Source organism: Rhizobium redzepovicii (assembly GCF_019793435.1).
Taxonomy (GTDB): domain Bacteria; phylum Pseudomonadota; class Alphaproteobacteria; order Rhizobiales; family Rhizobiaceae; genus Rhizobium; species Rhizobium redzepovicii.
Genome location: NZ_JAILYH010000010.1, coordinates 262,448 through 278,896, shown reverse-complemented (window position 1 = coordinate 278,896; position 16,449 = coordinate 262,448). Strand labels below are relative to the sequence as shown.

Genomic DNA, 16,449 nt, shown 5'->3' with positions numbered 1-16,449 from the left:
TCCCCCGCCTCCGCCACCGCCCCCCGACGAACCGCCGCCGCCAAAACCGGAGGACGAGCTCGACGGCGGCGGCGAGGGTATGGTCGAGGCGATGGTCGAGGCCATCGACGAGGAAAAGCCGCCGACGCGGTCGGAGAAACTGCCGCTGTTGAAATTGCCGGAATACCAGGCGGGCGCATAGGCGGCGGCCGCACCGGCCGCGGCGGCTGCAAGCCAGGTCTCGAAGGTGCGCGACCAGGGCCTCTCGACACCGAGCGCCACCGCATAGGGCAGCAGCGTCTCGAAATGCTGCGGCGACATTTCAGGCGCGCCTGCCGTGTTCATGCGGTCTTTTTCGGCCAGCGTCAGATATTGGCGCAGGCCGTCTATGCCGTCCATCATCCGGGCGCCAAGCGGGGTCGGCGCGCCCATGATGAAGAAATAGAGGATGTTGAGCAGCACGATGCCGCCGACGGCAAAGAGCATCGGCGTTTCGTGCAGTTGCACCAGCGACGAAGCAAGCGCCAGGACGACGACGGCAAGAATGCTGATGCCGACGAAAACACCGACCGCCGTGGCAATGATGGCGACGATCTTGCCGAATAGCGAGTTACCGCGATGCATCGACCTCATGAAACCGGCGACGAAGACGGCAACGAAAACCGCGATCGCCGTCGGGACCAGCATCAGAGCGATCGTGTCCGGCTGCAGCGAGCCGAAAACGAACAGCGCCACCAGGGAAGCGGCGCTGAGCGCGATGCCGCCTGCGGTATAGGCCAGGTTGGAATTGTAATATTTGCCGCGATGCTCCTTCTCGATCGCCGAACGGAAGGCCTGGCCGACGGATTTGACGCGCTCGCCATTGGCCTTGTCGATCGTCAGTGTCCTGCCTGCGCCACCGACAGCTTTCAGAAGCTCGGTCTCGCCGGCCTGGAATTTCTCCTTGCCGAGCGCTTTGCCCGTGCCCTGGATGACGATCGAATTCTTCAAGTCTTCGAGCTTGACGTAGCCGCGCACCGCAAGGTTGAGCGCGGTTGAAGCAAGCGCCGTCCAACCTCCGCCGGAGAAACCCTTGTTGTCGATGTAGTTGACCAGCGCCGGCGAGATGCCCTCAGGTGCGTCCCAGCGCGGCACGACGACGCCGCGGGCGGGATCGCGGCCGACCTTCAGCCAGGAACGAGTGTAATAAGCGAAAACCAGGATCAAGCCGCCGAAGCCGATGAAATAATTGCGGTTATCCTTGAGCCACCAGGTGCTTTCCATATCGGCGCTCGGCGGATCGATCGAACCCTTCGGCATGCGGATCGCGAAGGTCAGGCCCTCGCCGGCGGCAAGCGGCGCGGTGGTGGCAAAGACCAGGCCGGCGCCGGCTTCATCGACGCGGGCGTTCTTCCCCGTCGCGCCCTGAGGGCCGGTAAAGAAGACCGTGTCGGTGGCGGCAACACCCAGCGGCAGTTGCACCGTCGCCGTGGCCGAGCGGATCGGGAAGATCCAGCCATTGCCGGTGACGTTCCAGTAGAGTTCGGCATGATCGTCGAAATAGCGGATCTGGCGGTTGGTCTTGTAGGTGAAGACGTAGCGGTGACGGCCCGGCGTCACCGACACATCGGCGGAACCGGCATAGATGCGGATGCCGCCGGAAATCGATTCCGTGTGCCAAGGCTCGTCTTCGCCGTCGCGGGTGACCGACACCATATCGAAATCGACGCTACGGCGACGGCCTTCGGCGTCGGTGAAATAGAGCGGGAAGTCACGGAAGATGCCGTGATTGATCCGGTTGCCCTCGGCATTGACGGTGATCGTTTCCGCCACCGTCATCGCGCCGCTCTTTTCGAGCCTGATGGCGGAGGCGAAACTGTCGATGACCTCGGCAGCGAAAGCCGCCGGGGCCGCCAGCATCAAGAGCAGAGCAAAACAAAATCCGAAAAACCGACGCCCCATCCCTGTCTCCCCGCCGGCAGCCTCGGCTGCTTCTAGTCAATCCTTGTTCTGATATGTCACGCCGAGGGCGGCGAGCGTCCGCCAATAGGCGGGGAAGGTCTTGCCGACGCAATCGGGATCAAGAATGGTGATGCCGTCGATCTTCAGGCCGGCGAGCGCGAAGCTCATGGCGATACGATGATCGGCGAAACTGTCGATCTCGGCCGGAAGACGCTTTCCCGCAAGGGCCGGATCGGACTTTACGATCAGATCGTCGCCCTCTTCGCGGGCAAGGCCGGGGAGAATGCGGTTGAGGCCGGAGGAAAGCGCCCGGATGCGGTCGCATTCCTTGACGCGCAGATTGGCGATGCCGACGAAGCGCACCGGCGTCTCGTTGAAGGCGGCAAGCACGGCCAGCGTCGGAACGGCATCCTGCATCTGCGAGCCGTCGATTTCGGGGGGCAGCTGCGGAAAGCGGGCGATCATGTCGTAGGCGCGCGCGTCCGGCTGCGAAAAAGCGTCGGCGGGAACGCCGAGATCGATCGCGCCGCCGGTCAGGATTTCGGCGGCCCAGAGATAGGTCGCAGCCGAGGCATCGGGTTCGACGATGAAGTCGGCGGCGCGGTAGCCGGTCGGCTCGACCCGCCAGGTGACCGGGCTGGTCTTTTCGACCTTGGCGCCGAAGGCTTTCATCGCCGCCGTGGTCAGATCGATATAACCGAGTGCGCCGATATCCTCGCCGACGAGCTCGATATCGACCGGCCGGTCGCCGCCGGCCGCCATCATCAGCAAAGCCGAGACATATTGGCTGGACAGGCCGCCATCGATGCGGATGCGGTCGGCCTGGAAGCGGCCGGTGCCCTTGACGGTGACCGGCGGGCAGCCGGTCTCGGCGGTCGCATCGATGCCGAGCGTGCGCATCGCCTCAACCAGCGGGCCGATCGGGCGCTTGCGCATATGTTCATCGCCGTCGACGATCACGGTGCCATCGACCAAGGCGGCGGCCGCCGTCAGGAAGCGTGTCGCCGTGCCGGCATTGCCGAGGAAGAGCGGTGCTTTCGGCGGCTGGAGCCTGCCGCTGCCGGTGACGACGAAGGTTGTGTCGTCGGGCTCGTCGATCGAAACGCCCATGGCGCGCAGCGCATCGGCCATATAGCGCGTATCGTCGCTCTTCAGCGCGCCGGTCAGCCGGCTCGTGCCCTTGGCAAGGCCGGCGAGCAGCAGCGCCCGATTGGTGATCGACTTGGAGCCCGGCGGCATGGCGCGGCCCGAAAGCGGCTTGTCCGGCGGGATGATCGTGAGTTTGGCTGTACGTGTCATGCTGTTCTTCCGTCCATCGTGCCGCTGCACAGTTTTGCGCGACATGCTCTTGCCGGCCGCAGTCTGCCCCTGCTCTTAGTCGCTTTTTCGCAAAGGCAAAATGCCGGATCGTCAGAATTTAACGCTGGGGACGGCGCGATCGGCCTCGTTGGTGATTTCGAAATAGTCCCGCTTGGCAAAACCGAACTGGCCGGCGACGAGATTGGAGGGGAAGCTTTCGACCTTGACGTTGAGGTCGCGAGCTGCCCCATTGTAATAACGCCGCGCCATCTGCAGCTCGCCTTCCATGGTTTCGAGCGAGGCCTGCAGCTCGGCAAAATTCTGGTTGGCCTTGAGATCGGGATAGGCTTCCGCGAGCGCGATGACACGGCCGAGCGCCTGGCCGAGCAGCCCTTCCGCCTGCGCCCTGCCGGCGACATCATCTGCTGGCACGGCCTGCGCCTTGTTGCGAAGCGCAACCACCTCTTCGAGCGTCGACTTCTCGTGGGCGGCATAACCCTTGACCGTCTCGATCAGGTTCGGGATCAGATCGGCGCGGCGCTTCAGCTGCACGTCGATACCCGACCAGGCTTCTTCAGCCATCTGCCGCGAGCGAACCAGGCCGTTGTAGATGAAGACGACATAGAGGGCGACCAAAACGATGACGCCAAGCGCAATATACATCGCGAATCCCCTGCAACGAAGTAATCTTGGTGCAAAGACTACGCAGGATTCCCAGTTGCCGTCAAACACCGATATGCGCGAGAATTCGGGCCGTCGTCTGCTCCGGCGAAAGATCCGTCTTATCAATTTCGACCGTGTGCTCAGCAAGTCCGCGCAACAGTTTATAGTTTGCCCGGAGCTGTTGCAGCCTCGCCGTATCCGTCAGCTTGAGCGCCTCCGATCGGCCGGGGGAGACGAGGCGCCTGGCATTTTCCTCCGGCGCGCAGTCGAGGAGAACTGCGACCAGATCCGCGCCCCTGCCGGCAGCCAGATCGAGATACCAGGAAAACGTCGCACTATCATCCGCGTCATCCGCAAGAGCATCGGTAAAGACGAAGCTGTCGGCCGGATCGGCACGCACGGCATGGTCGAAAACCGCCAGCAAACGGCCGACGGTCAGCTTCCCGGTGCCTGGCCAGCCGTTGATATGGACAATACGGCTGGCAGGCTTTTGCGTCACGCTGCCTCTTTGCCCAGATTGACGCCGCCGGCGTCGGTCAGGAGGAAGGCTTCGCCGCAGGCCTTGGCGAGCGTGCGCACGCGCAGGATATAGCTCTGGCGTTCGGTGACCGAGATGACGCCGCGGGCATCGAGCAGGTTGAAGACGTGGCTGGCCTTGATGCACTGGTCATAGGCGGGGAAGACGCATTTGTGCAGGCGCTGGTTGGCGTTGTCGCCAGGCGCGCCGGCATCGAGCAGCGCCCGGCATTCCTTCTCGGCATCGACAAAGTGGCGATGCAGCATCTCGGTATTGGCGAATTCGAAGTTGTGACGCGAATATTCCTGCTCGGCCTGCAGGAAGACGTCGCCATAGCTGATCTTCTCGTCGCCTTCGCGGCCGTTGAAGTTCAGGTCGTAGACATTGTCGACGCCCTGGACATACATGGCGAGGCGCTCGAGGCCATAGGTCAGCTCACCGGCGACCGGCGCGCATTCGATGCCGCAGACCTGCTGGAAATAGGTGAACTGCGAGACTTCCATGCCGTCGCACCAGCATTCCCAGCCGAGGCCCCAGGCGCCGAGCGTCGGGCTTTCCCAATCGTCCTCGACGAAACGGATGTCGTGCAGCAGCGGGTCGAGGCCGATCGCCGCGAGCGAGCCGAGATAAAGCTCCTGCAGATTGGGCGGGTTCGGCTTCAGGATGACCTGATACTGGTAATAATGCTGCAGGCGGTTCGGGTTTTCACCATAGCGGCCGTCGGACGGGCGCCGCGACGGCTGGACATAGGCGGCCTTCCAAGGCTTGGGGCCGAGGGCGCGCAGCGTGGTGGCAGGGTGGAAGGTGCCGGCGCCGACCTCCATGTCGTAGGGTTGCAGCACCGCGCAACCCTTGTCCGCCCAGTAGCTGTGCAGGGTCAGGATCAGCGCCTGGAAGGAGCGCTTCGGGTTCATATGGTCTGGGATGGCTGACATGAAACGGCACCGATTGCGTGGGGATTATCGGCGCGACAGGTGCCATGGAGGGCGGCGGGGGTCAAGGGTTTTGCGAGAGTGGAACGGCCCGTATGGAGAGGGTCTCTGCCCTCACCCTAGCCCAACGGGGACGTGCCCCGTGAGGCGTCGGTGCGGGACGGAGAGGTCGCGGCATATCCCTTCTCCCCAGCGTGGAGAAGATGCCGGCATGCAGATGAGGGGGTAAGCGGCAAAGCCGCGAATGCGCTGAGCGCAACCGAAGGGCAATTAATGCCGTGCCGTGCGGCCCCCTCATCCGACCCTTCGGGCCACCAGCCTGGGCGAGCCACCGGTCTCGCCCGTCCTTCGGACCCCCGCTGGGGAGAAGGGAAAATCGACGCCCTATTCCTCATCCCGCTTCAGCCGGTATTCGCCGGTGACAGGATCCTTGACCAGCGTGCCGATTGCGCCGGTCTGGCGCTCCCTTTCGGCGCGGCGCGATTTTTCGGCGAGCTTGCGGGCATCGGAGACGAAGCGGCGGTAGAGCCACCAGGCCGAGAAGACCAGGACCAGGATGGTGATAAGCTGCGCCATTTCCCTCTCTCGCTCCCCTCAAAGCCCGAAACGGCTCCACAATGCTCTTTCTTCGGCCGCTTCGACAAGCCCCGTCGCGAGACCGGATGCCGCACTTTCGAGCGAGACCGGCGACACGCCGGGAACACGGCGGCCGAACAGGCCGCGGCCGGCGGCGACGAGTTCCAGCTTGGTCTTCTGGCCGTAGCGCCGCTTCAATTCCTGGCGCATGTCGCCGAGACCGTCGACGAGGCCGAGTTCGAGGCCGCGGGTGCCGCTCCAGAACAGGCCCGAGAAGACCGCCGCATCGTCCCTCAGCTTGCCGGCGCGGCGCTCGCGCACCATCGAGATGAAGACCTGGTGGATTTCGAGCTGCAGGCTCTTCAGATATTCGATGTCCTTTTCCTTTTCCGGCTGGAACGGATCGAGGATCACCTTGTTTTCGCCCGCGGTGTAGACACGGCGCTCGACGCCGATCTTCTTCAAAAGTTCGGGAAAGCCGAAACCGCCGGAGACGACGCCGATCGAGCCGACGATCGAGGTGGCGTCGGCAATGATCTCGTCGCCGGCGAGCGCGATCATATAACCGCCCGAGGCGGCGACATCCTCGACGAAGACCAGGACCTTCTTCTGCTTCTCGCGGGCGAGTTCGCGAATGCGGGTGAAGATCAGGCGGGACTGGACGGGCGAACCGCCCGGCGAATTGATAGTTATGGCAACCGCCGGCGCGTCCTTCATGGCGAAGGCCTTTTCCAGAACCGGAGCGACATTGGCGAGATTGAGGGCCGGCCGAAACGGGCCGCCGCCGCTGACGATCGGCCCCTGCAATCTGACGACCGGGATGGTGATGCCGTTCTTGCGGAACCGTTTCGGCAGCAGCTTTCTCCAGAATCCGGCCATCTCTAATCCTTCGCTTTCGGGTCGCACGATCACGTCAATGATGATCGGCATCCATGTATGCGCTGGAACGACAAACGCAATGGCCGCGTTCTCGAAAACATCGGCCCTGAAAACAGCGGATTGATTTTCTTGTTGCGAATGACTTGCATTATCATTCTAATTCGTCATAGTGCCACTCACGACTAATAGGTGGAAATCGTATGGATGCCCTGAATCCGAATGCAAACCGCGGCTGGCGGCACGAACGGGGAGAGGCGTCGCTATCAGATGTCTATCGCACCGTCGGAACCGGGCGTCATAGCTCAAGGTGGCGGCGGGCGGCAGCTTTTGCCGGACCCGGCTACATGGTCGCCGTCGGTTACATGGATCCCGGCAACTGGGCGACTTCGCTCGCCGGCGGCTCGAAATTCGGCTATGCGCTGCTCACCGTCGCGCTGCTTTCCAACCTGATGGCGATCGTGCTGCAATCGCTCTGCGCGCGCCTGGCGATCGCGTCCGGCCGCGACCTGGCGCAGGCCTGCCGCGACGCCTATCCGAAATGGGTTTCGGTGCCGCTCTGGGCCTTTGCCGAAATCGCGATCATTGCCACCGACATCGCCGAGGTGATCGGCACGGCGATCGGCCTCAACCTCTTGATGGGCATCCCGCTCGAACTTGGCGTGCTGATCACCGCGCTCGACGTCTTCGTCATTCTCTTCCTGCAAAAGCTCGGTTTCCGCTGGGTGGAAGCCTTCATCATCGCGCTGCTCGGCGTCATCGCGATCTGCTTCGGCGTGCAGATCCTGCTGGCCGATCCGCAGTGGGGCGCCGTCGTCACCGGCTTCTTCCCGACGACGGAGATCGTCACCAATCCTGAGATGCTTTATCTGGCGCTCGGCATTCTCGGCGCGACCGTCATGCCGCACAATCTCTATCTTCACTCCGGCATCGTGCAGACACGGGCCTATGGCCATACGGTTCCCGAAAAGAAAGAGGCGCTGACCTATGCGACGATCGACTCGACGGTCGCTCTCTGCTTCGCGCTGCTGATCAACGCCTCGATCCTGATCCTGGCGGCTGCCGCCTTCAATGCGCATGGCAGGACCGATGTCGTCGAACTCGGCGAGGCGCATTCGCTGCTGTCGCCGCTGCTCGGTCTCGCCATCGCGCCGACATTGTTCGGCATCGCGCTTCTCTGCTGCGGCCTCAACTCGACGGTGACGGCGACGCTTGCCGGCCAGATCGTCATGGAAGGTTTCCTGAAAATCAAGCTGCCGCCATGGATGCGCCGGCTGATAACCCGCGCCATCGCCATCGTGCCGGCGGCGATCGTCACCATCTGGTATGGCGACCAGGGCACGGCGCAGCTTTTGATCCTGACACAGGTAGTGCTCAGCCTGCAGCTTTCCTTCGCCGTCTTCCCGCTCGTCATGTTCACCGCCAACAAGGCCAAAATGGGCGAACTCGTGGCGCCGCGCTGGCTGAGCGGCATCGCCTATCTGATCGCGGTTGTAATTGCGGGGCTGAACGTCAAGCTGCTCTTCGACTTCGTCACCGGCTAAATTAAAGCCTGGCATAGGCCGCCCGGCCATTGTTGAAATCGTCGACGAGAGGGGAGAACTTGTGGCTCCCCTCTTCGTGCATGATGAGGGCCGCGCGCAGCGACAACCGCGCCCGCGATCCCTTGATCGCGGTCACCAGGATACGCACGGCGTTTTCACCCTGTCGCGGATGGATTGCGGTGATTTCGATGCCGCCGAAGCGCCGGCCGCAGGCATCGATGATCTCGGCGATCGATTGGGGTCTGGCGATCAGCGACAATTGCCCGCCCGGGATCATGACCGCACCCGCCGTGCGGATCCAGCTTTCGAACAGGCCGTCGGTCATCGCATGGGCTTCGGCTTTCAACGCATCCGGCGTGCGCCGGTCGCCCACATGGTTGAACGGCGGGTTCATGATGACGTGGTGGAAACTCTCATCGATGAGGCCGGCATCGTTGCGTGCTCTGGCAGTCAGCGTCACATCGGCTTCGACGACGCTGACGCGGGTAGCAAGATGGGCGTTTTCAGGCAGCAGGATGCTGCGGCGGGCGTAATCGGCCATTTCGGCCGAGCGCTCGAACAGCACCACCTCAGCATCGGCAAGCCGCGAGGCGACGGCAAGGCCGGCAGCACCGGCGCCGGCGCCGAGGTCGGCGACCTTGACCGGACGGTCGTCGGCAACGAGGGCGGCGAGCAGCATCGCATCCATGCCGGCGCGATGGCCCCTGCCCTTCGGCTGCACCAGGTGGAAGGCGCCGCGATGGAAGGCATCGATGGTTTCGGCGGGCTCCCCGGTCATCCTCCCCTCACGTCCTGTCACGCAATTCGTCGCCGAGGCCGGCGTCGATCAGGATGCGGCGGGCCTGATCGGCCATCTCCTCATCCACGAGCAGGCGGCGCGGCAGCATGCCGAGCGAACCTTCCAGCACGCTCATGCCCTGATCGGCGATGAAGCAGTGAATTCCGGCATCCTTCATCAAGCTCTCAGCAAAGGAGAGCAGAACAGCGTCGTTGGCGCGGATAAGTTCATGCATTTGCCGTCGTTTTCCTTCCAATTTCGCCTTGCGCGACAATTCACCCCTTGCCGCGTCCATCGCCCCTTTCTATTGTCAGATGCAAAGAATGAACAGGAGTCCGGGTCGTTGGGCGTGGTCATACCGCTTGAAGAAAGCAAAAACAAACTGGCATCCATCAAGCCATTGGTCGATCTCACCAGGGCGGACATGGAGCGGGTGAACCAGCTCATTCTGTCCAAGGCCGGCTCCGACGTGCAGATGATCCCCGAAGTGGCGAACCATCTGATATCGTCCGGCGGCAAGCGGCTGCGGCCGATGCTGACGCTGGCGGCCGCCTCGCTGTTCGACTACCGGGGCGAAAACCACGTCAATCTCGCCACCTCGGTCGAGTTCATGCACACCGCAACGCTTCTGCATGACGACGTCGTCGACGAAAGCGACCTGCGCCGCGGCAAATCGACAGCGCGGATGATCTGGGGCAACCAGGCAAGCGTGCTGGTCGGCGACTTCCTGCTCGGCCAGGCCTTCCGCATGATGGTCGATGTCGGCTCGCTCGATGCGCTCGACGTCCTGTCTTCCGCCGCCTGCATCATTGCCGAAGGCGAGGTTCTGCAGCTTTCCGTCGCCAAGAACATGGAGACGACGGAGGACGACTATCTCTCCGTCATCCGCGCCAAGACGGCGGCGCTCTTTGCCGCCGCCGCCGAAGTCGGGCCGATCGTCGCCGAGGCCGGCAAATCCGGCCGCAACGCGCTGAAATCCTACGGCATGAATCTGGGGCTCGCCTTCCAGCTGGTCGACGATGCGCTCGATTACGGCGGCAAGGCGGCCGATCTCGGCAAGAATGTCGGCGACGATTTCCGCGAGGGCAAGATCACCCTGCCGGTCATTCTCGCCTATCGCCGCGGCACCGAAGACGAACGCGCCTTCTGGCGCGATGCGATCGAAGCCGGCAACAGCACCGACGCCAACCTCGAAAAAGCGCTGGGGCTGATCACCAAATACGGCACGCTCGCCGACACGATCGGCCGGGCGATTCATTACGGCACGATCGCACGGGACGCGTTGGCGCCGCTGCCCGATACCGTATGGAAATCCTCCCTGATGGAAGTGATCGACTTCTGCATCGAGCGCGTCAATTGATCAAACGTCCTTGATCTTAGGCTGAATTTCTTGCGGCGCCGCTTCAAAAAAGCCATCCTGTTATGAATCAGTGAACACAACTGGTTTTGCGACCGGCACCATTGTCGGGACGCTGTCGAAGAAAGGTTTCCTAATGCGGCAGAGAATTGCCATCCGTCTTCTTACGAGCGCAGCGCTTGCCGCTGTCCTTTCGCTCAGCGGTGTCGGCGGCGCGAATGCCGAGGATGCGGCCAAGCCGAGCGATGTGGCGAAGACCGATAGCTTCGATGCCGATAGCGTTACCACCTTCTCCGGCGCCTTCCTTGCGGCGCGCACGGCCGATGTCGATCATGACTACGAGACGGCGATCGAACTCTACAAGAAGGCGCTGCAGATTGAGCCCGGCAATCCCGAGATCCGCCAGCGGCTGATGATCTCGCTGCTGCTCAATGGCGACATCAAGGACGGCGTCAAATATGCCAACGACCTGAAGGGCGATCCGTCCGTCGAGCGCATTACCACGATCGTGCGCGGCATGGATGCCGTGCGCCGTGATGACTACAAGACGGCCGAGAGCATTCTCAAATATAACGGGCCGAACGATCTCGACCGGATGATGAACGACCTGCTGCTCGCCTGGGCCCGCGTCGGCGCAGGCCGCGGCAAGGAAGCGCTCGCCATGGTCGAGAAGATGAAGGGGCCGGACTGGGTCCGCATCTTCCAGAATTACAATGCCGGGGCAATCGCCATCGCCACCGGCGACGTGAAATCGGCCCGGAAGCATCTCAACGATGCCGTGCTCGACAAGGAGGGAGGTGCGACGGCACCCGACACCTTCATGCGCGCAGTGATGGCGCTGGCCCGTCTCGAAGCGACACAAGGCAATAAGCAGAAGGCGCTCGACGCCGTTTCCGTCGGCGACAATCTGCTGCCGAACTACGCGCCGCTGAACGCGCTGCGCGACAGTATCGAAAAAGACGAGAAGCAGGAGCAACAGGTCAAGACGGCCGAAGAAGGCGCTGCCGGCGTACTGTTCTCGGTCGGCGGGGCGCTGAACCGCGATGGCGCCGAGGACATCGTTTCGCTTTACCTGCAGACCGCCAATGCGCTCGACCCGAACAGCGCCGATACGCTGGTGCTGCTCGGCGGCATCGCCGAGAAGCAGAACCAGATGGATCGCGCCATTGCGCTTTACAAGAAGGTGCCGGAGAATTCGCCGATGCGGCGGATCTCCGAGCTGCAGCTCGGCCTTGCCCTAGCCCAGGGCGGCAAGGTGGACGAAGCGCGCAAGCACCTGCAGGCGCTGATCGCTTCCGACCCGAAGGATATCCGCAGCTATCTCGCCTATGGCAGCGTGCTCTCCGACGCCAAGGACTACGAGGCGATGGCCGCCAATTACGACAAGGCGGTCGACGCGATCGGCCCCATTCCCGGCCGCGCCAACTGGAGCGTCTTCTTCCAGCGCGGCATTGCCTATGAACGGCTGAAGAAGTGGGACCAGGCGGAACCGAACTTTCGCAAGGCCCTCGAACTCAATCCCGACCAGCCGCAGGTGCTGAACTATCTCGGCTATTCCTGGATCGACATGAACCGCAACCTCGACGAAGGTCTCGGCATGATCAAGAAGGCCGTCGACCTTCGCCCCGACGACGGCTACATCATCGATTCGCTCGGCTGGGCCTATTTCCGCCTCAACCGTTTCGACGATGCCGTCGACGAGCTGGAGCGGGCCGCCCAGATCAAGGCCGGCGACGCGACGATCAACGACCATCTGGGTGACGCCTACTGGCGCGTCGGCCGCAAGCTTGAGGCCGTCTATCAGTGGAACCGGGCGCTCGCCTCCGAGCCAGAAGCAGCCGAGATCCCGAAGATCAAGGACAAGGTCGCCAATGGCCTGCCTGCCGTCAGCGACGATGCCAAGGCGGCCGACAAGAAGCAGCCGGATCCGGCCCCGGTCACGCCGCCGCCGGTCGACAAGAAATCCTGACGGGCGACAAACATGCCTGAAGCAGGCCTGGCCGAGGCGTTCGGCGTCACCGAAGAGGCGCGCGCGAAGATCAATCTCGCCTTGCATGTGACGGGCCAGCGGGCAGATGGCTATCATCTGCTTGATATGCTGGTAACCTTTGCCGATTGCGGCGACCGGCTGGGCTTCCTGCCTGCCCAAGTCGACGCCTTCACCCTGTCGGGCCGCTTCAGCGAGATGCTTGCCGGCGAAGGCGGCACCAATCTGGTGCTGCGGGCACGCGATCTCCTGCGCGAGCAGTTCGGCGCCCTCGCCTTCCCCGTCCATATCCACCTGCAAAAGAACCTGCCTGTTGCCTCCGGCATCGGCGGCGGCTCGGCCGATGCGGCCGCGACATTGCGCGGGCTGATGCGGCTCTGGGGCATGAGCCTGCCGGTGGAGGCGCTTGCCAGCCTGGCGCTGAAGCTCGGCGCCGACGTGCCGATGTGCCTTGAAAGCCGGCCGCTGATCGCCCGTGGCATCGGTGAGGAGATCGAGGCCGTGGCTGATCTGCCGGCCTTTGCCATGGTGCTTGCCAATCCGCTGAAGGGTGTTGCGACGCCCGAGGTGTTCCGCCGGCTGACGACAAAGAACAACGCGGCCCTGAGCCTCGCAACCGGTGTATCCGGGAGTGCCGGCTGGCTGGCAGTCATCGATGCCGCCCGCAACGATCTGGAACCGCCGGCGCGCCAGCTCGTGCCTGAGATTGCAGTCATCTCTGAGATGCTGCAGACCCGGGGCGCGCTTTTGACCCGCATGTCCGGCTCCGGCGCTACCTGTTTCGGGATCTTTGCCAACATGGCTGAGGCGCAAGAAGCGGCTGCAGCCCTTCACGGCGAGCGGCCCGACTGGTATTTCCAGGCGACGGAAACGGTTTCGGGAGGCATGTGATGGCAGGTCTGGACGAGAAGCGGCCCTTCATCGCCGTCGGTATTGCGGTTCTCACCGTCTCGGATACGCGCACGCGGGAGACGGACAAGTCAGGCGACACGCTGGCGGCGCGAATCACCGAGGCGGGCCACCGGCTGGTCGACCGGGCGATCGTGCCGGATGATCGCGAGAAAATCGCCGCCCGGGTGAAGGCCTGGACCGAGCTGGATGAGATCGACGTCGTCATCACCTCAGGGGGCACCGGCTTTACCGGCCGCGATGTGACGCCCGAAGCGCTGGAGCCCTTGTTCGAAAAGCGCATGGACGGCTTTTCCGCCGTCTTCCACCGCATCTCCTACGACAAGATCGGCACGGCGACGATCCAGTCTCGCGCCACGGCGGGCGTTGCCAACGCCACTTTCATCTTCGCGCTGCCGGGGTCGCCCGGCGCCTGCCGGGATGCCTGGGACGGCATTTTGAAAGCACAGCTCGACTACCGCAGCCTGCCGTGCAATTTCGTCGAGATCATGCCGCGTCTGGACGAACACCTGAAACGCGGCGCGATGAAATAGGCTACCGAACCCGGCTCGCTATGTGGCAAGGCCCGGCAGAGTGGGCATCGTTTCCCAGCTGTCACCCGACAGCAGGATGCAGCTTATGCCGTGAACATCCGTGACGACGAGCGTCCAGGTGCCGCTTTCGGCGGCATAGACCTCAAGAACGGCGTTCTCGTTGACCAGTCCGACCGCTGTCAGCTTTTCGGCGAAATTCTTGTCCAGGAAATTGACGACCTCGGATCGGCCTGCGCAACTGAGCATCGTCTGCGATGCTGCCGAATGCGGATGCGCGATCACCAATGTCGGCAATATGACGGCCAGCAGGCCGTAGAGCATATTGCGTACCATGACGCACCTCCTTCCGCCGGGAACCCGGCAGAAGAGGAGATTGTCGCCGACCTGTTCTGCCGTCCACCGGCATCCATGGCCATCCGTTGCGAAGCGAGGCGCTTCGGCGGCGCCATGGAAGAATTATAGCGCAAAATCCGATTGGGCGCCATCTTTTGCGCGATGGTGGGTTGCAATCGCCGACGTTATTGCGGGACCAGCCCCTCATCCGGCTGCGGCCACCTTCTCCCCGCTTGCGGGGCGAAGGGGATATGCCGCAACCTCTCCGTTCCCCGCTAACGTCTCGCAGGGCACGTCCCCTCTCCCCGTTCTTCACGGGGAGAGGACGTTTTCGGCGCCAACCAGATATGCGCGGTCAAGCCCAGCTCAAGATTGAGAGCGAAATCGTCTACCGAGCGGCGCGCGCCACCCAGGAAGGAATCAATTCACTGGCGAGCTTGCGCGGCTTCTGGCCCTTGGCGAATTCGGCAAGGGCCATGCCGCTTTGGGCGGCGGCGAGCGCCTGGTTCTTCGGCATCAGCAGACCGAGTTCCAACGGCGGCGCGGCGCGACCGATGCGCTTCAGAAACGGGCGCCGGTAGCCGCGCGAGGCGGTGAAGCGCGCCGGCAGCTTGTTCAGCGCCATATATTCGGCGATCTCGTCGATCCAGCCGGCCTGAGGCCGCGCGCCGGGCTCGACGAAGAGCAGCCATTCGCCGCGGGCGGAGCGGACGATGTCCTTGATATCCCAGTGCAAATAAAACCGGCAGCCAGCGGCGTCGGCGACCCGCGAGCTGCCGTCGCGCGAGCCGTGATCGAGCACGACCACATCGCTGACCAGCCCCTCTACCGCGCCTGCCACCAATACCGATAAAGTCTGGGCCAGCTCAGTTTCCTGATCCTGACATTCGAGAACAACCGTCAACATCGCCCATTCATAATGCGCCGTACAAATTATTGCCAGCGGCGTTTTCCGCATTTTGTTCTTGCATTGTTCTTGTTTTGCGGATAGGAATTTAATCATCAAAACGGGCGGAAGCGATGGCTTTTGCCGCGGGAGAATCCGATGAGAGAGCAGTCCTTGGCAGGGCAGGCCGCATTCGCGCCTGCCAATACGGCAGATATTGCCGATGCGATGATCGTGTCCTCCGGGCTGCGGATCGAGGTCGATCGGCGCCGTGGGCGCGGGGCGGGATTGAACCCGACAGGCAGGTTCGAGGCGCTGCAGCGCGAGACCTTCGACGATGGCTGGCAGACGCTGGAAGAGCTGCCGCCGTTCAAGACGGACGTGCAGATCGAGAAGCCGCGCACGGCCATTACCCGCAACGAATCGCCTGACATTGGCTTCGACCGCTCGATCAATCCCTATCGCGGCTGCGAGCATGGCTGCATCTATTGTTTCGCCCGGCCGACGCACGCCTATATGGGGCTTTCGGCGGGGCTTGATTTCGAGACGAAGCTCTTCGCCAAGCCGGATGCGGCAAAACTGCTGGAACGGGAACTTGCCAAGCCGGGCTACAAGGTGCGGGCGATCGCAATCGGCACCAATACCGACCCCTATCAGCCGATCGAAAAGGAATGGCGCATCATGCGCGGTATTCTCGAGGTCTTGAACAAGGCGAACCACCCGGTATCGATCGTGACCAAGTCAGCGATGATCCTGCGGGATCTCGACATTCTGCGGGAGATGGCGGCGAAGAACCTGGTGCGCGTCGGCATCTCGGTCACCACGCTCGACCGCAAGCTTGCCCGGACGATGGAGCCGCGCGCCGCCACGCCGCCGCGCCGGCTGGAGACCATTCACGCGCTGTCGGAAGCCGGCATCCAGACGGCTGTGATGGCTGCACCGCTGATCCCGGCGCTGAACGATCACGAGCTGGAGCGCATCCTCGAATCGGCCAAGGCTGCCGGCGCTGCCGAGGCGAGTTATGTCATCCTGAGACTGCCGCTCGAGGTCAGCCCGCTCTTCCGCGACTGGCTGCTGCAGCATTATCCCGATCGCTACCGGCATGTGATGTCGCTGGTGCGCTCGATGCGCGGCGGCAAGGATTACGATGCCGAATTCGGCAAGCGCATGAAGGGCGCCGGTCCCTATGCCTGGCAGATCGCCCGGCGCTTTGAAATGGCCGCCAGGCGTTTCGGCCTGACGCGGCGCGGCATGCCGCTGCGCGACGATCTGTTCGTGCCGCCCGATGGCAGCGGCGTGCAGCTGTCGCTGCTCTAGGCTTTGTCTTACGCAATTCTTG

Annotated in this window: 17 protein-coding genes; 6 read left to right on the top strand and 11 right to left on the bottom strand. The window is 63.2% G+C overall.

Annotated features, from left to right (window positions below; all coding sequences use genetic code 11):
- The 7 genes from K6N12_RS18320 to K6N12_RS18290 all read right to left on the bottom strand — a co-directional run.
- On the bottom strand, positions 1 to 1,920 hold a 1,920-nt coding region (locus tag K6N12_RS18320), incomplete at its 3' end, for a DUF2207 domain-containing protein (RefSeq protein ID WP_222148920.1).
- Between the two features lie 36 nt (positions 1,921 to 1,956).
- A complete protein-coding gene (gene aroA / locus K6N12_RS18315) occupies positions 1,957 to 3,219 on the bottom strand; it encodes a 3-phosphoshikimate 1-carboxyvinyltransferase (RefSeq protein WP_097624040.1) in 1,263 nt (420 codons plus the stop codon).
- Positions 3,220 to 3,330: 111 nt separating this feature from the next.
- The gene (locus tag K6N12_RS18310) at positions 3,331 to 3,882 is read right to left on the bottom strand and encodes a LemA family protein (RefSeq protein WP_097624039.1); all 552 of its coding nucleotides are present in this window, start codon (positions 3,880 to 3,882) and stop codon (positions 3,331 to 3,333) included.
- Between the two features lie 61 nt (positions 3,883 to 3,943).
- Positions 3,944 to 4,381 (bottom strand): nucleoside kinase, encoded by a 438-nt coding sequence (locus K6N12_RS18305; protein ID WP_097624038.1) that lies wholly within the window; start codon positions 4,379 to 4,381, stop codon positions 3,944 to 3,946.
- The gene (locus K6N12_RS18300; protein WP_010069596.1) at positions 4,378 to 5,334 is read right to left on the bottom strand and encodes a glycine--tRNA ligase subunit alpha; all 957 of its coding nucleotides are present in this window, start codon (positions 5,332 to 5,334) and stop codon (positions 4,378 to 4,380) included. The genes K6N12_RS18305 and K6N12_RS18300 overlap by 4 nt, the downstream gene beginning before the upstream one ends.
- A gap of 381 nt (positions 5,335 to 5,715) precedes the next feature.
- Positions 5,716 to 5,907, bottom strand: a complete 192-nt coding sequence (locus K6N12_RS18295) for a hypothetical protein (RefSeq protein ID WP_003588221.1) — start codon at positions 5,905 to 5,907, stop codon at positions 5,716 to 5,718.
- Positions 5,908 to 5,925: 18 nt separating this feature from the next.
- The gene (locus K6N12_RS18290) at positions 5,926 to 6,786 is read right to left on the bottom strand and encodes a S49 family peptidase (protein ID WP_097624177.1); all 861 of its coding nucleotides are present in this window, start codon (positions 6,784 to 6,786) and stop codon (positions 5,926 to 5,928) included.
- Positions 6,787 to 6,986: 200 nt separating this feature from the next.
- Between K6N12_RS18290 and K6N12_RS18285 the strand changes: the two genes are divergently transcribed.
- On the top strand, positions 6,987 to 8,327 hold the full coding sequence (locus tag K6N12_RS18285) for an Nramp family divalent metal transporter (RefSeq protein WP_097624037.1): 1,341 nt from the start codon (positions 6,987 to 6,989) through the stop codon (positions 8,325 to 8,327).
- A 1-nt stretch (position 8,328) separates the two neighbouring features.
- On the opposite strand, the gene K6N12_RS18280 is transcribed toward K6N12_RS18285, so the two are convergent.
- Entirely contained in the window at positions 8,329 to 9,105 is a 777-nt protein-coding gene (locus K6N12_RS18280) for a tRNA1(Val) (adenine(37)-N6)-methyltransferase (protein ID WP_097624036.1), read from the bottom strand.
- Between the two features lie 7 nt (positions 9,106 to 9,112).
- Positions 9,113 to 9,340 (bottom strand): putative signal transducing protein, encoded by a 228-nt coding sequence (locus K6N12_RS18275; protein ID WP_012556751.1) that lies wholly within the window; start codon positions 9,338 to 9,340, stop codon positions 9,113 to 9,115.
- Positions 9,341 to 9,448: 108 nt separating this feature from the next.
- Here K6N12_RS18275 and K6N12_RS18270 point away from each other — a divergent pair, with 108 nt between their 5' ends.
- The 4 genes from K6N12_RS18270 to moaB all read left to right on the top strand — a co-directional run bounded on the left by K6N12_RS18270 (position 9,449) and on the right by moaB (position 13,891).
- The gene (locus K6N12_RS18270) at positions 9,449 to 10,465 is read left to right on the top strand and encodes a polyprenyl synthetase family protein (RefSeq protein ID WP_222148919.1); all 1,017 of its coding nucleotides are present in this window, start codon (positions 9,449 to 9,451) and stop codon (positions 10,463 to 10,465) included.
- A 133-nt stretch (positions 10,466 to 10,598) separates the two neighbouring features.
- Entirely contained in the window at positions 10,599 to 12,431 is a 1,833-nt protein-coding gene (locus K6N12_RS18265) for a tetratricopeptide repeat protein (protein ID WP_097624034.1), read from the top strand.
- 12 nt (positions 12,432 to 12,443) lie between these two features.
- Positions 12,444 to 13,340 carry a 4-(cytidine 5'-diphospho)-2-C-methyl-D-erythritol kinase gene (locus tag K6N12_RS18260; protein WP_097624033.1) on the top strand — a complete coding sequence of 299 codons (897 nt, stop codon included), beginning with the start codon at positions 12,444 to 12,446 and terminating at the stop codon, positions 13,338 to 13,340.
- On the top strand, positions 13,340 to 13,891 hold the full coding sequence (gene moaB / locus K6N12_RS18255) for a molybdenum cofactor biosynthesis protein B (protein WP_097624032.1): 552 nt from the start codon (positions 13,340 to 13,342) through the stop codon (positions 13,889 to 13,891). The genes K6N12_RS18260 and moaB overlap by 1 nt, the downstream gene beginning before the upstream one ends.
- 18 nt (positions 13,892 to 13,909) lie before the next feature.
- Here moaB and K6N12_RS18250 read toward each other — a convergent pair whose 3' ends face one another.
- Together K6N12_RS18250 and K6N12_RS18245 are read right to left on the bottom strand one after the other, a co-directional pair.
- The gene (locus K6N12_RS18250) at positions 13,910 to 14,224 is read right to left on the bottom strand and encodes a hypothetical protein (protein WP_097624031.1); all 315 of its coding nucleotides are present in this window, start codon (positions 14,222 to 14,224) and stop codon (positions 13,910 to 13,912) included.
- 388 nt (positions 14,225 to 14,612) lie between these two features.
- Positions 14,613 to 15,131, bottom strand: coding sequence for a glycosyltransferase family protein (locus tag K6N12_RS18245; protein ID WP_097624176.1), 519 nt, complete (start codon positions 15,129 to 15,131; stop codon positions 14,613 to 14,615).
- Positions 15,132 to 15,269: 138 nt separating this feature from the next.
- Between K6N12_RS18245 and K6N12_RS18240 the strand changes: the two genes are divergently transcribed.
- Positions 15,270 to 16,427 carry a PA0069 family radical SAM protein gene (locus K6N12_RS18240; protein WP_097624029.1) on the top strand — a complete coding sequence of 386 codons (1,158 nt, stop codon included), beginning with the start codon at positions 15,270 to 15,272 and terminating at the stop codon, positions 16,425 to 16,427.
- The last annotated feature ends 22 nt before the right edge of the window (positions 16,428 to 16,449 follow it).